Source organism: Pseudomonas sp. CLCA07, from assembly GCF_053615335.1.
Map to the genome: position 1 here is coordinate 4,475,223 of NZ_CM132131.1, position 16,891 is coordinate 4,492,113.

15 protein-coding genes are annotated in these 16,891 nt (G+C 56.4%); 7 read left to right on the plus strand and 8 right to left on the minus strand.

Going from position 1 to position 16,891, the window contains the following annotated elements; genetic code table 11:
• Window positions 1–2 precede the first annotated feature (2 nt).
• The gene (locus tag ACWGZX_RS20535) at window positions 3–1,130 is read right to left on the minus strand and encodes a branched-chain amino acid ABC transporter substrate-binding protein (RefSeq protein ID WP_452625198.1); all 1,128 of its coding nucleotides are present in this window, start codon (window positions 1,128–1,130) and stop codon (window positions 3–5) included.
• Between the two features lie 350 nt (window positions 1,131–1,480).
• On the opposite strand from ACWGZX_RS20535, the gene ACWGZX_RS20540 reads away from it, so the two are divergent.
• On the plus strand, window positions 1,481–1,786 hold the full coding sequence (locus tag ACWGZX_RS20540) for a DUF2288 domain-containing protein (RefSeq protein WP_140666187.1): 306 nt from the start codon (window positions 1,481–1,483) through the stop codon (window positions 1,784–1,786).
• A gap of 320 nt (window positions 1,787–2,106) precedes the next feature.
• Here the strand turns inward: ACWGZX_RS20540 and ACWGZX_RS20545 are convergent, their stop codons facing one another.
• Window positions 2,107–4,302 (minus strand): hypothetical protein, encoded by a 2,196-nt coding sequence (locus ACWGZX_RS20545; protein WP_452625199.1) that lies wholly within the window; start codon window positions 4,300–4,302, stop codon window positions 2,107–2,109.
• A 196-nt stretch (window positions 4,303–4,498) separates the two neighbouring features.
• Between ACWGZX_RS20545 and ACWGZX_RS20550 the strand changes: the two genes are divergently transcribed.
• Window positions 4,499–5,386, plus strand: coding sequence for an NAD(P)-dependent oxidoreductase (locus ACWGZX_RS20550; protein WP_452625200.1), 888 nt, complete (start codon window positions 4,499–4,501; stop codon window positions 5,384–5,386).
• A 3-nt stretch (window positions 5,387–5,389) separates the two neighbouring features.
• Here ACWGZX_RS20550 and ACWGZX_RS20555 read toward each other — a convergent pair whose 3' ends face one another.
• Complete coding sequence (locus tag ACWGZX_RS20555; protein ID WP_452625201.1) at window positions 5,390–5,755, minus strand: YkgJ family cysteine cluster protein; 366 nt, start codon at window positions 5,753–5,755, stop codon at window positions 5,390–5,392.
• Window positions 5,756–6,047: 292 nt separating this feature from the next.
• Between ACWGZX_RS20555 and ACWGZX_RS20560 the strand changes: the two genes are divergently transcribed.
• Window positions 6,048–7,397 carry a spinster family MFS transporter gene (locus ACWGZX_RS20560; RefSeq protein ID WP_452625202.1) on the plus strand — a complete coding sequence of 450 codons (1,350 nt, stop codon included), beginning with the start codon at window positions 6,048–6,050 and terminating at the stop codon, window positions 7,395–7,397.
• Window positions 7,398–7,415: 18 nt separating this feature from the next.
• Here the strand turns inward: ACWGZX_RS20560 and ACWGZX_RS20565 are convergent, their stop codons facing one another.
• The 3 genes from ACWGZX_RS20565 to rapA form a co-directional block, all read right to left on the minus strand.
• A complete protein-coding gene (locus tag ACWGZX_RS20565) occupies window positions 7,416–7,838 on the minus strand; it encodes a hypothetical protein (protein ID WP_452625203.1) in 423 nt (140 codons plus the stop codon).
• Between the two features lie 100 nt (window positions 7,839–7,938).
• Entirely contained in the window at window positions 7,939–8,766 is an 828-nt protein-coding gene (locus tag ACWGZX_RS20570; protein WP_452625204.1) for a lipid II-degrading bacteriocin, read from the minus strand.
• Window positions 8,767–9,118: 352 nt separating this feature from the next.
• The gene (gene rapA / locus ACWGZX_RS20575; RefSeq protein ID WP_223512223.1) at window positions 9,119–11,965 is read right to left on the minus strand and encodes an RNA polymerase-associated protein RapA; all 2,847 of its coding nucleotides are present in this window, start codon (window positions 11,963–11,965) and stop codon (window positions 9,119–9,121) included.
• A gap of 218 nt (window positions 11,966–12,183) precedes the next feature.
• Here rapA and ACWGZX_RS20580 point away from each other — a divergent pair, with 218 nt between their 5' ends.
• From ACWGZX_RS20580 to ccoM, 3 genes are all read left to right on the plus strand, one after another.
• Window positions 12,184–12,525, plus strand: coding sequence for an aspartate-semialdehyde dehydrogenase (locus tag ACWGZX_RS20580; RefSeq protein WP_452625205.1), 342 nt, complete (start codon window positions 12,184–12,186; stop codon window positions 12,523–12,525).
• Between the two features lie 72 nt (window positions 12,526–12,597).
• Window positions 12,598–12,759, plus strand: a complete 162-nt coding sequence (locus ACWGZX_RS20585; RefSeq protein WP_223512222.1) for a hypothetical protein — start codon at window positions 12,598–12,600, stop codon at window positions 12,757–12,759.
• 144 nt (window positions 12,760–12,903) lie between these two features.
• Window positions 12,904–13,017, plus strand: coding sequence for a cytochrome c oxidase subunit CcoM (gene ccoM, locus ACWGZX_RS20590; protein ID WP_317849332.1), 114 nt, complete (start codon window positions 12,904–12,906; stop codon window positions 13,015–13,017).
• Between the two features lie 264 nt (window positions 13,018–13,281).
• Here ccoM and ACWGZX_RS20595 read toward each other — a convergent pair whose 3' ends face one another.
• On the minus strand, window positions 13,282–14,757 hold the full coding sequence (locus ACWGZX_RS20595; RefSeq protein ID WP_452625206.1) for an inorganic phosphate transporter: 1,476 nt from the start codon (window positions 14,755–14,757) through the stop codon (window positions 13,282–13,284).
• Window positions 14,758–15,134: 377 nt separating this feature from the next.
• A complete protein-coding gene (locus ACWGZX_RS20600) occupies window positions 15,135–15,335 on the minus strand; it encodes a hypothetical protein (protein WP_007935837.1) in 201 nt (66 codons plus the stop codon).
• A gap of 680 nt (window positions 15,336–16,015) precedes the next feature.
• Between ACWGZX_RS20600 and pcaR the strand changes: the two genes are divergently transcribed.
• Window positions 16,016–16,858, plus strand: a complete 843-nt coding sequence (gene pcaR / locus ACWGZX_RS20605; protein ID WP_007947281.1) for a pca regulon transcriptional regulator PcaR — start codon at window positions 16,016–16,018, stop codon at window positions 16,856–16,858.
• Window positions 16,859–16,891: the final 33 nt, after the last annotated feature.

Sequence of the window (16,891 nt, forward strand, 5' to 3'; positions counted from 1 at the left end):
CCTTACTGAGGTGCAGCTTCAGTTTTTGGTTTGCCGAAGTGCCACTCGTAAACCACAAATTTGAAGTCTTTCAAGTCGCCTTTGGCGTCGAACTGCAGGTCGCCAGTCGGAGTCTTGAAGGTGCCTGCGTGGATAGCTTCAGCCACTTTGGCAGTGTCTTCGCTCTTGGCTGCAGTGATACCACCGGCAATCACTTGAACAGCCGAGTAGGACGGGAACACGAACGGACCGCTCGGGTCTTCTTTCTTGGCTTTGAACGCGTCAGCCAGGGCAACGTTGGCCGGATCCTGGTCGAAGGATTTCGGCAGGGTTACCAGCAGACCTTCGGAAGCGTCCTTGGCAATCTGCGAAATGGAGTCGTTACCCACGCCTTCCGGACCCATAAACTTGGCTTTCAGGCCTTTTTCCTGTGCTTGACGCAGGATCAGGCCCAGCTCTGGGTGGTAGCCGCCGTAGTAGACGAAGTCGACGTTGGCTTGCTTGAGCTTGGCGATCATCGAAGAGAAGTCTTTGTCGCCGGCGTTGACGCCTTCGAACACGGCGACTTTTACGCCTTTCTTCTCAAGGGTGGTTTTGACGGCGGTGGCGATGCCTTCACCGTATTGCTGTTTGTCGTGCAGCACAGCAACGATTTTCGGTTTCACGTGATCGGCAATGTAGTTACCGGCGGCAGGGCCCTGGGCGCTGTCCAGACCGATGGTGCGGAACACCATTTTGTAACCACGGGAAGTGATGTCCGGGCTGGTGGCAGCCGGGGTGATCATGATCACGCCTTCGTCTTCGTAAATGTCCGAAGCCGGTTGAGTGGAGCTGGAGCACAGGTGGCCAACCACGAACTTGACGCCGTCGTTGACGACTTTGTTCGCGACCGCTACCGCTTGTTTCGGATCACAGGCGTCATCGTATTCAACGGCTACGAGTTGCTTGCCGTTTACGCCGCCTTTGGCGTTGATCTGTTCGATGGCCATTTTGGCGCCACTGAACTCCATGTCGCCGTATTGGGCTACAGGGCCGGTTTTAGGGCCGGCGATGCCGATCTTGATGGTGTCAGCTGCGAACGAATGGCTGGCAACCCCGGCCAGAACCATAGCGGCAAACAGTTTGGAAATCTGCTTAGTAGCCTTAGTCATAGTGCTCCACTCTTACTGTTGTAGTTTTTATAGTCCTGGCGCCGTAGCAGCAGAACCGGGTCAGATATCTTCGATACCTTCCGGAAAATGCCCCCGACAACTGTACCGGTACAGTGTAGAGCGCCAATTGTTAGCCTGGGAAGCTGGCGCAAGGGGGCAAATTCTGCGGGTGTCGCTTTTTTGAAAGAAAAAGACAGAATCACGGCGGACGCTAGCTGGCTAATTGCTTGATTCAGCAGCATTCCTTGGCTTTCCTGCGTTTATTCAATCGGTAACTCAATTGCATCCGGGTTTTTCTGACGGACCACCAACGTTATCATTCGCGTCGATTTCTTTTCCGGACAGGACCCATGACTCAAGAACCTAGCACCCTCTATGCCAAGCTGCTTGGTGAAACCGCATCTATTACCTGGAAAGAGCTGGAGCCGTTCTTCGCCAGGGGTGCCCTATTGTGGGTCGACCCTGGTCTTGATTTGATCGCCGCCGCCGAGGCAGTAGCTACTGACGAAGGCGAGAAAGTGGCTGCCTGGCTGGCCGCCGACCAAGTCGCCAAGCTGTCTGAAACGCGGGCGCTGGATCTTTTTGAACGCGATCCGCAGCTGTGGGCCGTGGTAGTTTCGCCGTGGATTCTGATCCAGGAAAGGGCGACGAGCTGAGTCTGCGCACTTCATTGATGCGCCCTGTTGGCGGCCAAAAGTGTGTATGTGAGTAGCGAGATGGCATGTTGCCGTGGAGAAAGGCCACAAGTGGGCCAGCATCACGGTGACGTAAACGTAACGGGAACAGTTCAGTGAGCAGCCGAATGGCTGCTTAATTGTTTCTGGATTGTGGATTTGTGGCGAATCTGATGCCGCCAATCGCGAGCAAGCTCGGCTCCTACAGGGACGATGTCGATCACAAAATTTGTGAACGCCACCGACCCCTGTAGGAGCCGAGCTTGCTCGCGATTGGCCACGACGCGGTATTGCGCCGAGTCTTAGGCGGTCTTGCCAGTATGGTTATTGAGGGAAATAACCTTGGTCTTGCCAATCCGGTGACGGTAAATCTCACGCAGGTACTTGATCGCCTTCTTCACGCAATCGCGTGACAAGCGAATGTCGTTGATCGAGACAAACTTGTCCTTGTCGTTGATCAGTTCGCGGTACTTTTTCTCGTACATCGGTTTGATCGCGTACCAGTTGGTATCGAGGATCTTCGCCGGGTTCTCGAATTCATTTAGCAACTCGTCGATCCGGTCTTCGTCGAACTCTTCATTAATGATGAAGTCGAGGATCGAGTTATCCAGCGTCTCGTCGAAGCGGTACGGGTTTTTCGCAAAGCAGCGTTTGATGAACGCCACGATCAGCGTCAGGAAGTCGTCCGACAGGCACGGGCTCTTGGCGATCAGGGTAGTCAGCGACAAGTTGGCCGATGCGCCGATCACCAGCGCGTAACGCTTGAGCGTGGTGTTCGGGAACAGGCTGTTGAGGTGGGTCTTCAACCGGTTCAGGTCCATGTAGGACAGCTTGTAGTCTTTCGGCAACGACACAATCGACACCACCGACGAGCAGTTCTTGAAGAAGTGCAGGTCGTGCAACGCCGCCGCGTCGTAACCGGAATTCTTGTACTGCTCAAGCGACGCGCGATAGCGCTTGGACTCGATCGGCAGCAGGCTGATGCCTTCGATCGCCTGGGTCACTTTGTTGAAGTGCGGCAGGTCGATGGAGCGGAAGAACAAATCGTCGATGTTCAGGCGCTGTGGTTCTTTCTCGAAGACTTTGAACTTGTCGCTGCTTGGCGGCGGTGTTTCCGGCACCACGGACTCGGCGTAGGCAATCGCCACCGGGCCGGCGAGGCTCATGAACAAGTCGTTGGCGTCGAGGCGAATGGTTTCGCCGATGTCGATGCCGGCGCGGCGGAAATAGTTCTGGTCGTAGTCCGTCGTGACCGCTTGTGCTGTCAGGATGTTGAAGATCTGCTGCGAGATGTATTGGTTGGCGTGTTTTTCCATCGCATTGACGTCGATGTTCTGGATGTTGCCGTCATCGCTTTCTTCGGCATAACGCATGATGTCGTTGGAGATCAGCATCATGGCGTTCCATGGGCGGATACGCCCCATGACGCTGGCTTCGCTGCTGTCTTCGTTGGCGAAGTTGTAGGAGAAGTCCCACTCTTCCGACAGGTATTTACACAGCAGGCGACCGGCGTTGATGTGCAGCGCCTCGGACATTTCGCTGCGGTGATCGGAAATGTTCGGCAGTACGCAAATACCGCTGGTGAAGATCGGCTCGAAGACGAAGGAATGACCGCTCTTGCTGTCATGCTCGTCCATCGGCTTGGTGTCGAACGTTTTGTTCATGTATGAGTGCTGCTGGGCCAGGCCGAACTCGGAAGCCATGCCCGAGCCAGTACCGCCGCCGGCGCTGAAAATCGAGAAATACAGGCGCGACTGGTTGGCCTTGATCCCGCAACTGTCGATCAGGTACGAGTGAATCATCTTCCAGTCAGGGCTTGAGAAACGCTGGGTGTCCTTGTTCAGGATGATCTTGGCCAGGTACTGACCGAGAATCGGCGCGTTACCGGCACCTCCGGCGTGGACTTCCGACAAGTCCATGATTTTCATTTTGCTGTAGTCGCGCAGGAAGCCGCTTTTTTCGCCCTTGCGCGAGAAACGGATGCGACCGGCAATGTCTTTGTCGAGGTCGCCGAGCATGACCAGCGGTTCCACCAGGAACACCGGTTTGGCGCCCTTGTTGGTACCCAGGCGCAGGTTGTTACGAATCCATTGTGCCGGGCTGTAACCCTTTTCCGCATAGCGTTTGTCCGGCGACAGACGGTCTTCGTTATTGAATTCGTTGAGATAAAACTTGCGGGCGTTGTACACCAGTTCCGCAACGTCCAGGGCGATGTTCGAGCCGCAGCGGCCCAGACCAATCAGGCACACCGACGGGAACTCCTGGTCGCTGTGCTGCTCGCTGGCGCCTTCCAGATGAGGTGGGCGCGGGAACACCATGTCGCGCAGGCCGTCGAGGTTATCGAGGATACGGTCGGTATTGGTTTCGGTGAAATACAGGTATTGCTGAGTGGCCAGCGGGCGCGCCGGGGTCAATGGCTTCAACGGTGAGGGGCTGTTCGCCGCAGGACTCAGAAGCAGATCGGAGACCGCAATGGCCGGGTTATTTTTAGAAGTCATTGTGCGCCGTCTACCTGGACTTGTTGGTTGAGCGACAACTGTCGTCAAACCATTCACGGAATGGGGGGCTCGCGTCTTTTTTTGCGCGTATTTGGCCCAAGTCTCAGGGACTTGCCTGAGCAACAGTGGGGGAATCCTTTCCTTAGTCATGATGAATCGGCCAATATTCGGCGTTCTTTAATCAAAGGGAGGCTAAATGATGTCAACGCTACCTTCGTTGGGGTTCGCCGGAATCGGTCTGATGGGCCTGCCCATGTGCCGGCGCCTGTTGGCGGCGGGCTATCCGTTGACCGTGTGGAATCGCAATCCGGCCAAGTGCGCGCCGCTGGTTGAAGCCGGTGCCCGACAAGTGGCAACACCGGCTGAACTGTGTCAGCACGCCGACATTCTCATGCTGTGTCTGGCGGACACCGCAGTGGTGCGTGAGGTGGTTTTTGGCCCGGCGGGGGTGGCTGTGGGGGCGAAAAGCGGTCAGCTACTGGTGGATTTTTCCAGCCTGGAGCCCAGCGCCACACGAGAAATGGCCAAACAGTTGATCGACACCACTGGGATGAGTTGGCTGGATGCTCCTGTGTCCGGCGGCGTGGTCGGCGCGGAGGCTGGCAGTCTGGCGATCATGGTGGGTGGCGAGGCCGGGGATCTGCAGCGAGTGCGTCCGCTTTTGCTGACACTGGGCCAGCGTGTCACCCACATGGGCGGAGTCGGGGCCGGGCAGGTGACCAAGGCGTGCAATCAGATGATCGTGGCGTGTAATGCGCTGGTCATCGCCGAAGTGGTGGCGCTGGCTGAGTGTTCCGGGGTTGATGCTCGACTGATCGCCGAGGCTCTCGCCGGTGGTTTTGCCGATTCAAAACCGTTGCAGATCCTCGCTCCGCAAATGGCCCACAGCCAATTTGAACCGGTGAAATGGCATGTGCGCACGCTGCTCAAGGACCTCGACAGCGCCGTGAAGTTTTCCCGCGAACAGGGTTCGGCCACTCCACTCAGTGGATTGGCTGCACAGCTGATGCGGCTGCATGGAAGCCAGGGTTTCCTGGAAAAAGATCCGTCGACGTTAGTGCAGATGTACCGCGAGCCAGACTAAGCCTCAGGCGCTTTGTTCGTAGGGCATGTCGAACTCCGGTTGCAAGGCCGGAAGGCCGAACGCTGCCCGGGCCGCGTCGCAATCCACGTTAGCCTCGCCATTTTCCCAGGAGGCCTCGAACTCACGGCAGGTGCTGGAACGTTCGTTGTAAATCGAGCATTTGACCTCGCTGCCGACTTCTCCCACCAGGCTGACACATCGGGTGGGTTTGCAGTCGGTGCCAAGCATCGCCACTCGACTGGGACTGATCGACGCGACCAGGTCGTCAGGCACCGTTCCCCCGGCCGAGGTGCATTCACCCCAGAAAAAAGACACACGGAAATGAGAACAGCAGGCACCGCAATTCAGGCATGGACTGACTTCGGACATGGGCGTTTATCTAAGGAGGAGTGGGCGCGCAGGGGGGGCGAGCAAGGTCGCTATTCTAGGCTTCGCAACGGGCTTTGGAAGGGGGGGCGAAAGGTATTTTTCAACGACGGGCGGCACCGTGAAAACACCGGCCGGATACCCGTGAAACCTGGGCTTGGCGGTCAGCAGGTCTGCTTGAATGCCATGGACTGATATCAGCCTTGCGAATGATGACAGACAGTGTTGGCGGGCCTGTCTAGATTGACGGTTCCGGGGACAGTGAGACCCCAATAACAATAAAAGAGACGGACCCATGCAGAACTCGACCCAAGCGGCAAATGCCTGGCGCATTCTGTTCCTGTTGTTTCTGGCCAACTTGTTCAACTTCTTCGATCGCACCATCCCCGCCATCATTATCGAGCCGATCCGCATGGAATGGCACCTCAGCGACTTTCAGCTGGGGATCGTCGGCACCGCTTTCACCCTCGTTTATGCAATAGCCGGCCTGCCTCTGGGTCGGATGGCCGATACCGGTTCGCGAAGCAAATTGATGGGTTGGGGCCTGGCAGTCTGGAGCGGGTTGACGGCGGTCAACGGGCTGGTGGGCAGCTTCTGGAGTTTCCTGATCGTGCGTATGGGCGTCGGTATCGGCGAAGCCAGTTATGCACCCGCCGCCAACTCGCTGATCGGCGATTTGTTTCCGGCGCATCGCCGGGCGCGGGCGATGGGCATCTTTATGCTGGGCCTGCCGTTGGGGTTGCTGCTGGCATTCTTCACCATCGGTGCAATGGTCAAGGCGTTCGACAGCTGGCGCGCGCCGTTCTTTATCGCGGCGGTGCCGGGGCTGATCCTGGCGATCTTCATGTTCTTCATCAAGGAGCCGAAACGCGGCGCAGCAGAAGCGGTGCAGGTGTCTCAGGAACGCATAGACCGGCCGATCCGCCGGGTGCTGGCGGTGCCGACTTTTCTGTGGCTGGTGATGGCGGGGTTGTGTTTCAACTTTGCGACCTACGCCTGCAACTCATTTTTGGTGCCGATGCTGCAACGCTACTTCCTGATGCCATTGCAGGAGGCTGCGGTAGCAACGGGTGTAATCGTCGGCGTCACCGGCCTGTTCGGTCTGACGCTCGGCGGTTGGGTCGCCGACAAGATTCATCAGCGGGTGGCCAACGGGCGACTGTTGTTTGCAGGGTTCAGCCTGATTATCTCGACCCTGTGCACGGCATGGGCGCTGCATTCCGGCCGAATCGAGATTGGTGTATTTGTGGCGGTCTTCAGTGTGGGCTGGTTGTTTGCCTATAACTTCTATACCTGCGTCTACACCGCGATTCAGGATGTGGTCGAGCCACGCCTGCGGGCCACGGCGATGGCGCTGTTCTTTGCCGGCCTTTATTTGCTGGGCGGTGGTTTGGGGCCGGTGGTGGTGGGTGGTTTGTCCGACCACTTTGCGCACACGGCGATGCTGTCGGCCGGTGCCGAGCAGATGACCGAGGCGTTCAAGGCGGTCGGGCTGCATGACGCGATGTACCTGATTCCGGTGGCGTTGTTCTTCACCATGGTGTTTCTGTTTATGGCATCGCGGTGTTTTGTGCGGGATGCGAAGCGGATGAAGGACGGGTTGGTGGCGGTGGTTGAGCCTGGAGTTGCTGTGGCGACTGCCTGAGCGCGTTGAAGGGAGTTGTCACTTTTGGTTTTTGTCTGCTACCCGTTTAGGGGCGGCAGACATTATCAGGCCCATCACACCTGCAAAAAGAATGACCCCGATGATACTGTTTAATGTCTCTATCACAAACAAACCAATCACGAGTATTCCGAGAAGTGAGGCAAGCAATAGGGGGAAGTTAGAAATTGAAAAAATAAGTAGCCTTGCAGAAAATGATTTGGATTTTGTAAAGATCGATATAAGAATGCCTGCGCTTGAAAATACGATGGCTGGAATGCCTATGGTTAGCAGTGCTATTGTCAGCAGTAATACAATAGATAGGCCTGATGTGTCGGAAAGATCCTTCGAGTTTGGTGGGAGCTGGATTGCTGCATGAAACAAGGAAAACCAGGCTGCAATGAATAGTACAAATGAACTGAGTAGACGTTGGTATGGTCGCATGGAGTGTTGTTCCTGGTATATGGATTGGTCGCCATTGTGTGCGCGACCAATTTTACATCTATGAATAATGTCGCAGATTATAATATGTTGCTGATGGCGGTTAGCGCTCTATTGTTATCACATTCGTCCCTTTGATTGCTATTTGATAAGGTTGGGCGTTCAAGTATTTTTCAACGGCGGCAAGAACACGGGTAGAATTTTCACCTATTGCACTGCGAAAAGCACCTGGGTTAGCGTCGTAGATGTCATTGTAAGATCGAGCGCCACCATTGAAGGACAATTTGCCACTTTCATGTTTCATGATTGTGCCTTCAATTTTTAAAGTAATATTGCCAAGCCACGTCTCGGTGAAAAAGGAGTTTGAACCGGTATTGTACGGTACCTTATCAAGAACAATTGCTGTTTGCCCCGTCGGAGCATTGATGAACGCCGACTCCAGCATTGGAATCGTTGTGCTAGAGAGACTCAAACCCAAACTGTTGATATTAGTTTCAGCGGTAGCTCCTTTTCCAAAAAGGAAATGGCCAAAGGCAGCAAATGTAGTTAAAAGCCCTCCAGATAATCCTTTGGACTCCGGAACAGATCCCGCTTTAAAGTTGTTAGTTGCATAATGCAACGCTTGAGCAGGCGACAAATTCGGATTCAAGCAAATATAGTTGTCAGCAAATGGAATGGTTTGCATGTCACGGATTATGGATTGAACAATGCCGGTAGCAACTCCGTTTTTAATATAGGGCTTTTGTTCGTTGGTGATCTTTATGATCATCTCTCGCCACATGCCTTGGCCATAGAAAGCGTTACGTTCGTGTTGTTGGGCGGTAAAAACGAGTGCAGGGTTTGGTGCAGGCCAAGTGACTCCTCGTGGTGGGGAATATCCTGGTGCAGCAGCTGTAATGTTGAGGGGCGGGAGAGTTAATCCATTACTCATTGTAAAATCCTAAAATATTTTATGGTTGTCAGTAGCGTGTGCTACGTGTATCGCTCGCGCCTGGTGCGGCGGTCTGTGTTTTTATACTAGTATGTTAATAGTAAGAATGGGTCTGAGAGTTGAGTAGGAAAGTACTTTTTGGGCGTGGAGAAGAGGCGGCGTTAAATGTATTTGTTGCTGCTCTATGGTTGTAACGAATTGTCCTATTCGGTTGTCGGAAACGTCCTGCGTAATTATTAGAAAGCTCTGCTTGGAGGTTTGAAGTCCCGAACTGACAAGACCAGGAATTCGTCCAATAAAAAAGGCCCGCATCGCTGCGGGCCTTTTTTATTGACGGAGTAGATGTGGAAGATTAACCCGCTACCAACACCCGAATCGCTTCCAGTCGCAGCGCAGCCTTTTCAAGCATGGCCAACCCTTGCTCGCGCTGTTTGCGCAGGGCAACCAGTTCGCTGTCGCGTACGGTCGGGTTGACGGCTTGCAACGCTGTCAGGCGCGCCAGTTCTTCTTCGGTATCAGCCGCCAGACGACGCTGCGCCTCGGCAACACGCTCGGCATGACGCGGGAAGATCTTCTCTTCGCCAGCATTGATCCGTGGCGTCAACTGATCACGCTGAGCCTGGATGAACTTGTTGGCGCTGGCACGCGGTACGCTTTCCAGTTGATCGTTCAAGGTCTCGAACGACACGCGGGCCGAGAGATCATTGCCATTGGTATCGAGCAGGCAGCGCAGGGCGGCCGGTGGCAGGTAACGGCCCAGTTGCAGCGAGCGCGGGGCAACCACTTCGCTGACGTAGAGCAGTTCCAGCAACACGGTGCCAGGCTTGAGCGCCTTGTTCTTGATCAGCGCCACGGCGGTGTTACCCATCGAGCCGGACAAGACCAGGTCCATGCCACCCTGAACCATCGGGTGCTCCCAGGTGATGAACTGCATGTCTTCGCGAGACAGCGCCTGGTTGCGGTCGTAGGTGATGGTCACGCCTTCGTCGTCGCCGAGCGGGAAGCTGGCGTCGAGCATTTTTTCGCTCGGTTTGAGGATCAGCGCGTTTTCCGAATGGTCTTCGCTGTCGATGCCGAACGCGTCGAACAGGGTTTCCATGTAGATCGGCAGGGCGAATTGATCGTCTTGCTCAAGAATGTCTTCAACCAGTGCGTCACCTTCACCGGCACCGCCGGAGTTGAGCTCCAGCAAGCGGTCACGGCCGGTGTGCAAGTCGGCTTCCAGACGCTCACGCTCGGTGCGGGCTTCGTCGATCAGCGCTTGCCACTCGCCGTCGTCAGCCTCTTCCAGAAGCGGCAGCAGGCGCGGGCCGAACTGATGCTGCAAGGCGTTGCCGGTCGGGCAGGTGTTGAGGAAAGCGTTGAGCGCTTCGTGATACCACTGGAACAGGCGCTCTTGCGGGCTGGTTTCCAGATACGGCACGTGCAGTTCAATGGTGTGCTTCTGGCCGATTCGGTCCAGACGACCGATACGCTGCTCCAGCAAATCCGGGTGCGACGGCAGATCGAACAGCACCAAGTGGTGCGAGAACTGGAAGTTGCGACCTTCACTGCCGATTTCCGAGCAGATCAGCACTTGAGCACCGAATTCTTCATCGGCGAAGTAAGCGGCGGCGCGGTCACGTTCGAGGATGTTCATGCCTTCGTGGAAGACCGTGGCCGGAATCCCGGAACGTACGCGCAGGGCGTCTTCCAGGTCCATGGCGGTTTCGGCGTGGGCGCAGATCACCAGCACTTTGGTGCGCTTGAGCATCTTCAGGGTGTCGATCAGCCACTCGACGCGCGGGTCGAATTTCCACCAGCGTTCTTCTTCACTGGCGTCCGGCTGGGCCTGGAAGCTGACTTCCGGGTACAACTCGGCGTGATCGCCCAGTGGCAGTTCGAGGTATTCGTCAGGGCATGGCAGCGGGTACGGGTGCAGTTTGCGCTCCGGGAATCCCTGCACGGCGGCGCGGGTGTTACGGAACAGCACGCGGCCGGTGCCGTGGCGATCCAGCAGTTCGCGCACGAGGCGGGCGCTGGCTTCGGTGTCGCCGTCGTTCACGGCGGCCAGCAGGGCTTCGCCTTCGTTGCCGAGGAAACCGTGAATGGTCTTGTGTGCTTCAGGCGACAGGCGCCCTTTGTCCAGCAGCTCCTGAACGGCTTCGGCTACCGGGCGATAGTTTTCGCTTTCGGCGCGGAAGGCGGCCAGGTCATGGAAACGGTTCGGGTCGAGCAGGCGCAGACGGGCGAAGTGGCTGTCCTGACCCAGTTGTTCCGGGGTCGCAGTCAGCAACAGCACGCCGGGAATGGTCTCGGCGAGCTGCTCGACCAACGTGTATTCCGGGCTGGCGTTGTCTTCATGCCACACCAGGTGGTGGGCTTCGTCGACAACCATCAGGTCCCAGCCGGCAGCAAACAGCGCATCCTGAGCCTTTTCGTCTTCGACCAGCCACTCAAGTGCGACCAGCGCGAGCTGGGTGTCTTCGAACGGGTTGGCGGCATCGCTTTCGATGAAGCGTTCTTCGTCGAACAGCGCGACTTGCAGGTTAAAGCGGCGGCGCATCTCGACCAGCCACTGGTGCTGCAGGTTCTCGGGAACCAGGATCAGCACGCGGTTGGCGCGGCCCGAGAGCAGTTGGCGATGGATCACCAAACCGGCTTCGATGGTTTTACCCAGGCCTACTTCGTCCGCCAGCAGAACGCGCGGCGCAATGCGGTCGGCGACTTCACGGGCGATGTGCAATTGGTGCGCGATCGGTTGCGCACGCACGCCACCGAGGCCCCAAAGAGCGGACTGCAATTGGCGGCTGGTGTGTTCCAGGGTGTTGTACCGCAGGGAGAACCAGGCCAGCGGGTCAATCTGCCCGGCGAACAAACGGTCGCTGGCCAGACGGAACTGAATGAAGTTCGACAGCTGGGTTTCCGGCAGGGTCACCCCTTCGTTCTGTGCGTTGAGGCCGTGGTAGACCAGCAGGCCATCGACGTCGTCGACTTCCTGAACCGTCAGTTTCCAGCCTTCGAAGTGAGTGATCGAGTCACCGGGCGAAAACCGCACGCGGGTGAGGGGCGCATTCCGTAACGCGTACTGGCGAGTTTCGCCAGTGGCCGGGTAGAGCACGGTCAACAAGCGGCCGTCCTGTGCCAGAACGGTGCCTAAACCCAGCTCGGCTTCGCTGTCACTGATCCAGCGTTGCCCCGGTTGATACTGCTGCGCCATGCTGCCTGACTCCCACCTTGAAAAAGCGGGCTATCTTAACGGAATGAGACCTTCAGGGCCAAAGGACTCTCATAAAAACTCGCAGTCTTACGTTAGCCCAACGAAACCATGCCCGCAGGCCAGGGCACCCATTAGTGTCAAACGGGTCACAGTTTGCGACCGATGGCTCAAGTCGCCATCCTCGCGGCCGACAGCCTGCTGACAGGAGACTAATAATTATGCTGCCACCGATGCTCCCCTTGAGTGCCGTGCCGATCACCTCACAGCAGGACCCGATTCGTCAGCGCCCGGATATTCCGCCGGTGGTGCCGGTGCAGGAGAGCTCCAACGAAAGCACGATCGACTTGCAGCAGCGCGATCCCGAGGAAGCCGCTTTTCAGCTGCGCGAGGAGCAGCGCCGCAAGCAGGAGCGCGAGCGTCGCCGTCGCGAGGCCGATGAAGACCCGGAGGAACATCTGGCGATTCCCGGTGACGAACTGAATGCCGACAACACGGTACCGGTGGTGCCGTTGATGGAAGATCAGCCGCGTCAGGGCTTGTGGGTCGATATTCAGATTTGAGGTTGCGGCTGGTCAGCGCGGCCGTCAGACCGCATTATTAGGACAACCCTGTCGAACGATGCACAGAGCACCATGAGCCAAGACGATAAGCTGATTGATCTCAATTCTGAACGCGCCAAGCGGGTTCACGACCTTAATGAAAAACGTCTGAACGAAGTTCGTCAGGCGTTTGAGCAGGCGATGCCATTGGGTAAAACCAAGAAGAAACCGAAGAACAAGCCGAAAAAGCGTTGAAGTACCCTGCATCTTTTGATGCAGGTCAGTTATTTCCCCTCCATTACGTCCGGTCTCGGGCGACATTGATCCAGGTCAATTTTCTCCTCTGCCTGTTTGGTTAACTTAGCCCTATCGCAACAGAGCAAGTCCTGGAGGCCAGTCATGTTTTTCGACAACGTGGTGTTCGCCGGAGTGCTGACTGTCAGCCTCATGGTTATGTTTTTCGCAGGATTAGGAATTTTTATCTGGAAAGATTCGCACAAGCGCAAATCGTAGTTCTTTCCGGATGTAATGAGCACGCAAGGCATTTTGGGCAACTTCGGTTGCCCTTTTTTTTTCCTGTAATTTATATCTGGCAATACAAAACCCTTGTAGGAGTGAGCCTGCTCGCGATAGCGGTGTGTCAGTCACGTTAATGCTGGATGTGCCGCCGCCATCGCGAGCAGGCTCACTCCTACAAGGGTTCTCCGTTGAATTTGAAATTGCGCCCACAAAAAAGCCCGACTCAATGGTCGGGCTTTTTCATGATTCAGCGATGGATCAGCTACCCAGCGCCTTCGACGCCAGCCAGAACAGGCCGGCCGACAGGGCCACCGTCGCAGGCAGGGTCAGGACCCAGGCCAGTAGAATGGTTTTCACCGTGCCGCCTTGCAAGCCGCTTTTGTTCGCGACCATGGTGCCGGCCACGCCCGAGGACAACACGTGGGTGGTGGACACCGGCAGGCTGAAGATGTTGGCCAGGCCGATCATGCACGCGGTGGTGATCTGCGCCGACATGCCTTGGGCGTAAGTCATGCCTTGCTTGCCGATCTTCTCACCGATGGTCAGTACCACGCGCTTCCAGCCAACCATTGTGCCCAGGCCCAACGCCAGTGCAACCGCCAGAATCACCCAGAACGGGGCGTATTCGGTGGTGGTGGTCAAGTCTTTGCGCAGTTTGTCCAGATCAGCCTTTTCACGGGCATTGAGGGTAGGCAACTTGGCGACTTTTTTTGCCGTGTCATCCAGGCAGAGCAGGTAGCGACGTACTTCGATGCGGCTTTCCGACGACAACGAGTGGTAGTCCGATACACCTTTGAGGGTGCCGAGCAGGGCGGTGATGGTCGGTTCGGTCTGTTGCGGGTTGCAACGGAATTTTTCCGGCAGATCACCCTCTATGCTTTTGCCCAGCGCCAGGTATTCACCCAGGGTGTCGGCGTTGCGCTTGTAGAACTGGCTCAGGTGCAGGGTCGCATCGCGAGTCCGTTCGATCTGGTAAGTCGTGCTACCCAGGTCGAGTACGAACTGCGCCGGCACGATACCGATCAACACCAGCATGATCAGGCCGATACCTTTCTGGCCATCGTTGGAACCGTGCACGAAGCTCACGGCCATGGCCGAGATCACCAGGACCAGACGGTTCCAGAACGGTGGGTGCTTCTTGTCGTCGAGCTTGCGGCGCTGGTCCGGCGTCTTGTGCATCTTGGACAGTGGACGCCACCATTTAAGGCCGATCAACACCAGTGCTGCGACGAGGAAGCCGGCCATTGGCGAGAACACCAGGGAGGCACCAATATCGATCGCCTTTTGCCAGTTCACGCCATCGGCCAGCGGAATGTCGTTGATCAACGCGTTGGCCAGGCCGACACCGAGAATCGAACCGATCAAGGTGTGGGAGCTGGACGCCGGGATACCGAAGTACCAGGTGCCCAGGTTCCAGGTGATGGCGGCAGCAAGCAGCGAGAACACCATGGCCAGTCCGTGACCGGTGTTCACATTGATCAGCAGTTCTACCGGCAGCAGGTGGACGATGGCGTACGCCACGCCAACACCGCCCAGCAGCACGCCGAGGAAGTTGAACACACCGGAAAAGAACACCGCCAGATGAGGCGGCATGGCTTTGGTGTAGATAACAGTAGCCACCGCGTTTGCGGTGTCATGAAAGCCGTTGATGAACTCGAAGGCGAGGACAAAGGCCAGGGCGAGCAAGAGGCTCACAAGCACCCAAGCATCAAGTCCGCTGAATAAATCGATCATGAAGGTTTTCTGACCCGGTCGTAAGGGGGCGCGATTATGCCAGAAAAGACTGCTAATCAATGCACTTGCTGCACATCGGTAACATTCTTCAACGAATTAATGTGTGGCGATAGCCTATCTCCCAGCGTTTTACCGGGATTTGCAAGTCATTGAATTCTTGGGGAAATGCAGCAGGCACAAGGGTTTCTCTCGTGAAGTCGAGAGGTTTAAACACCTGTGGGAAATATCTGAGAAGAGGGTCAGAAAGGAGCCATTTACCTCATCCGATGGGTGAGGTAGCCGCTGCCCGCGTGTAGCGGGCGCGAAAGGCTTCATCAATGCAACCCGTTTTTAACGGGAGCAGACGCAGACCCTTGAAAGGATTTGGACCGAGGCGGTCAAGGCTCTTCGGCTTTGAGTTCCTTTTCCATCTTCTGCAATTCCTGAGTGAACGCCTGATCCTGAACGGTGGCGCGTTTACGCCAGGGTTTACGTTCCGGTTCGGGCTGGGCGGCGTAGGTGGTGACTTCCCCGCCGTAAACTTCCTTGTAACGTTGTTCCTGGCGCTCAAGTTCCGCGCGCAGTTCGTCTTTCGTCACAGTGCTACCTGTATGAGTTGAGATTAATTCTGGTGAAACGCGCTGCATCGAATTTATTGACCACACTCGCGGAAGGGACAATGCCAAAAGCATCGTTTTACGGCATGCGAACAATACTTCCATGTTGCAGGCGGCCACGGCACCAGAGAAAAACAGCTGACGTAGCATCAGTTACCTGTTTCAGCGAGGACGTTGGCGGAGCATATGAATGAGTGCCAAGCGCTTGCTGCGGGCAGCAACGGTAGAATACCGGGCTGTCCAGTGGTGCAACCGGTACATAAAAATCGGGTTGCCACTGAGGTGTATTATAGCGGTCGATTCGAAGAACACTATCATTTGAGAGTTAAAAGTAGTTCTTCGTGTGTGACGGTTTTGTTTCTCACAACTTTCTACGTTAATAAGGTGGCCGATGATGTCACTTTGCAGTGATGTCTTTCTGGCGCCATGAAGTCGATAAGTCAGGCCGAATACATGACTTTTCAAGTCCGTGATCGAACACAATTAAAAGCATCTAGTGGTCAGCGCGAAAATCAGCGGTGAACAGGCTGGGCCGGGTGCAGGGTTGATTGCGATTATCGGTCTTTGGTTCGATAATCGCCCAATCTCGGCGATCCCTGTCTTGTCTGATGAAGCAGGGGCCGCGTGTAATAACTGCTGATCCGCCTCGGAAAGGACCTGTCATGAACGATCAAATGCGCAACTCCTTCACTTCAGTCGCGCCGCCGATTGTCGCCTCACCTGCCAAGCGAATTCAGGCCCTGACTGGTGACCCCGATTTCATGACCTCTCTGGCTCGTGGCTTGGCGGTGGTGCAAGCGTTTCAGGAGCGCAAGCGGCATCTGACCATTGCCCAGATCAGTCATCGCACGGAAATCCCCCGCGCGGCCGTGCGACGTTGCCTGCATACTTTGATCAAACTCGGCTACGCCACCACCGACGGTCGCACCTATTCGCTGCTGCCCAAAGTGTTGACCCTGGGCCATGCCTACGTGTCGTCGACGCCTTTGGCGGTGTCGGCCCAGCCGTACCTGGACCGCATGAGTGAGCAACTTCATGAGGCGTGCAACATGGCCACGCTGGAAGGGGACGACATTTTATACATCGCCCGTTCGGCAACGACTCAACGGCTGATTTCGGTCGACCTTTCAGTGGGGGGGCGCTTGCCGGCCTATTGCACTTCAATGGGGCGGATTCTACTCGCCGCGCTGGATGACACCTCGCTGCGCGAATACCTCGATCATGCAGAACTGCAAGCCAAGACCAGCCGCACCCTGCATACACCCGAGGCGTTGCTCGAATGCCTGCAAGAAGTGCGGCAACAAGGCTGGTGCATCGTCGATCAGGAACTGGAACAGGGCCTGCGCTCGATTGCCGTGCCGGTGTACGACGCTTCTGGTCAAGTGGTGGCTGCCTTAAACGTCAGCACCCACGCCGGTCGTGTCAGTCGCAATGAGTTGGAGCAACGATTCCTGCCTGGACTGCTCAGTGCCAGCCGCGACCTCAGCGCGCAGCTCTTCGCCTAAGCCCCCGTTCCAAGCCCTCTGTCTAAGCTGTTC

What these genes read in the sequence shown, in the direction of transcription:
- ccoM (WP_317849332.1), top strand. Translation starts at nt 12,904, where the DNA reads ATGTTTTTCGACAACGTGGTGTTCGCCGGAGTGCTGACTGTCAGCCTC.
- ACWGZX_RS20550 (WP_452625200.1), top strand. Translation starts at nt 4,499, where the DNA reads ATGATGTCAACGCTACCTTCGTTGGGGTTCGCCGGAATCGGTCTGATG.
- pcaR (WP_007947281.1), top strand. Translation starts at nt 16,016, where the DNA reads ATGAACGATCAAATGCGCAACTCCTTCACTTCAGTCGCGCCGCCGATT.
- ACWGZX_RS20595 (WP_452625206.1), bottom strand. Translation starts at nt 14,757, where the DNA reads ATGATCGATTTATTCAGCGGACTTGATGCTTGGGTGCTTGTGAGCCTC.
- ACWGZX_RS20560 (WP_452625202.1), top strand. Translation starts at nt 6,048, where the DNA reads ATGCAGAACTCGACCCAAGCGGCAAATGCCTGGCGCATTCTGTTCCTG.
- ACWGZX_RS20580 (WP_452625205.1), top strand. Translation starts at nt 12,184, where the DNA reads ATGCTGCCACCGATGCTCCCCTTGAGTGCCGTGCCGATCACCTCACAG.
- ACWGZX_RS20535 (WP_452625198.1), bottom strand. Translation starts at nt 1,130, where the DNA reads ATGACTAAGGCTACTAAGCAGATTTCCAAACTGTTTGCCGCTATGGTT.
- ACWGZX_RS20545 (WP_452625199.1), bottom strand. Translation starts at nt 4,302, where the DNA reads ATGACTTCTAAAAATAACCCGGCCATTGCGGTCTCCGATCTGCTTCTG.
- rapA (WP_223512223.1), bottom strand. Translation starts at nt 11,965, where the DNA reads ATGGCGCAGCAGTATCAACCGGGGCAACGCTGGATCAGTGACAGCGAA.
- ACWGZX_RS20585 (WP_223512222.1), top strand. Translation starts at nt 12,598, where the DNA reads ATGAGCCAAGACGATAAGCTGATTGATCTCAATTCTGAACGCGCCAAG.
- ACWGZX_RS20555 (WP_452625201.1), bottom strand. Translation starts at nt 5,755, where the DNA reads ATGTCCGAAGTCAGTCCATGCCTGAATTGCGGTGCCTGCTGTTCTCAT.
- ACWGZX_RS20540 (WP_140666187.1), top strand. Translation starts at nt 1,481, where the DNA reads ATGACTCAAGAACCTAGCACCCTCTATGCCAAGCTGCTTGGTGAAACC.
- ACWGZX_RS20565 (WP_452625203.1), bottom strand. Translation starts at nt 7,838, where the DNA reads ATGCGACCATACCAACGTCTACTCAGTTCATTTGTACTATTCATTGCA.
- ACWGZX_RS20570 (WP_452625204.1), bottom strand. Translation starts at nt 8,766, where the DNA reads ATGAGTAATGGATTAACTCTCCCGCCCCTCAACATTACAGCTGCTGCA.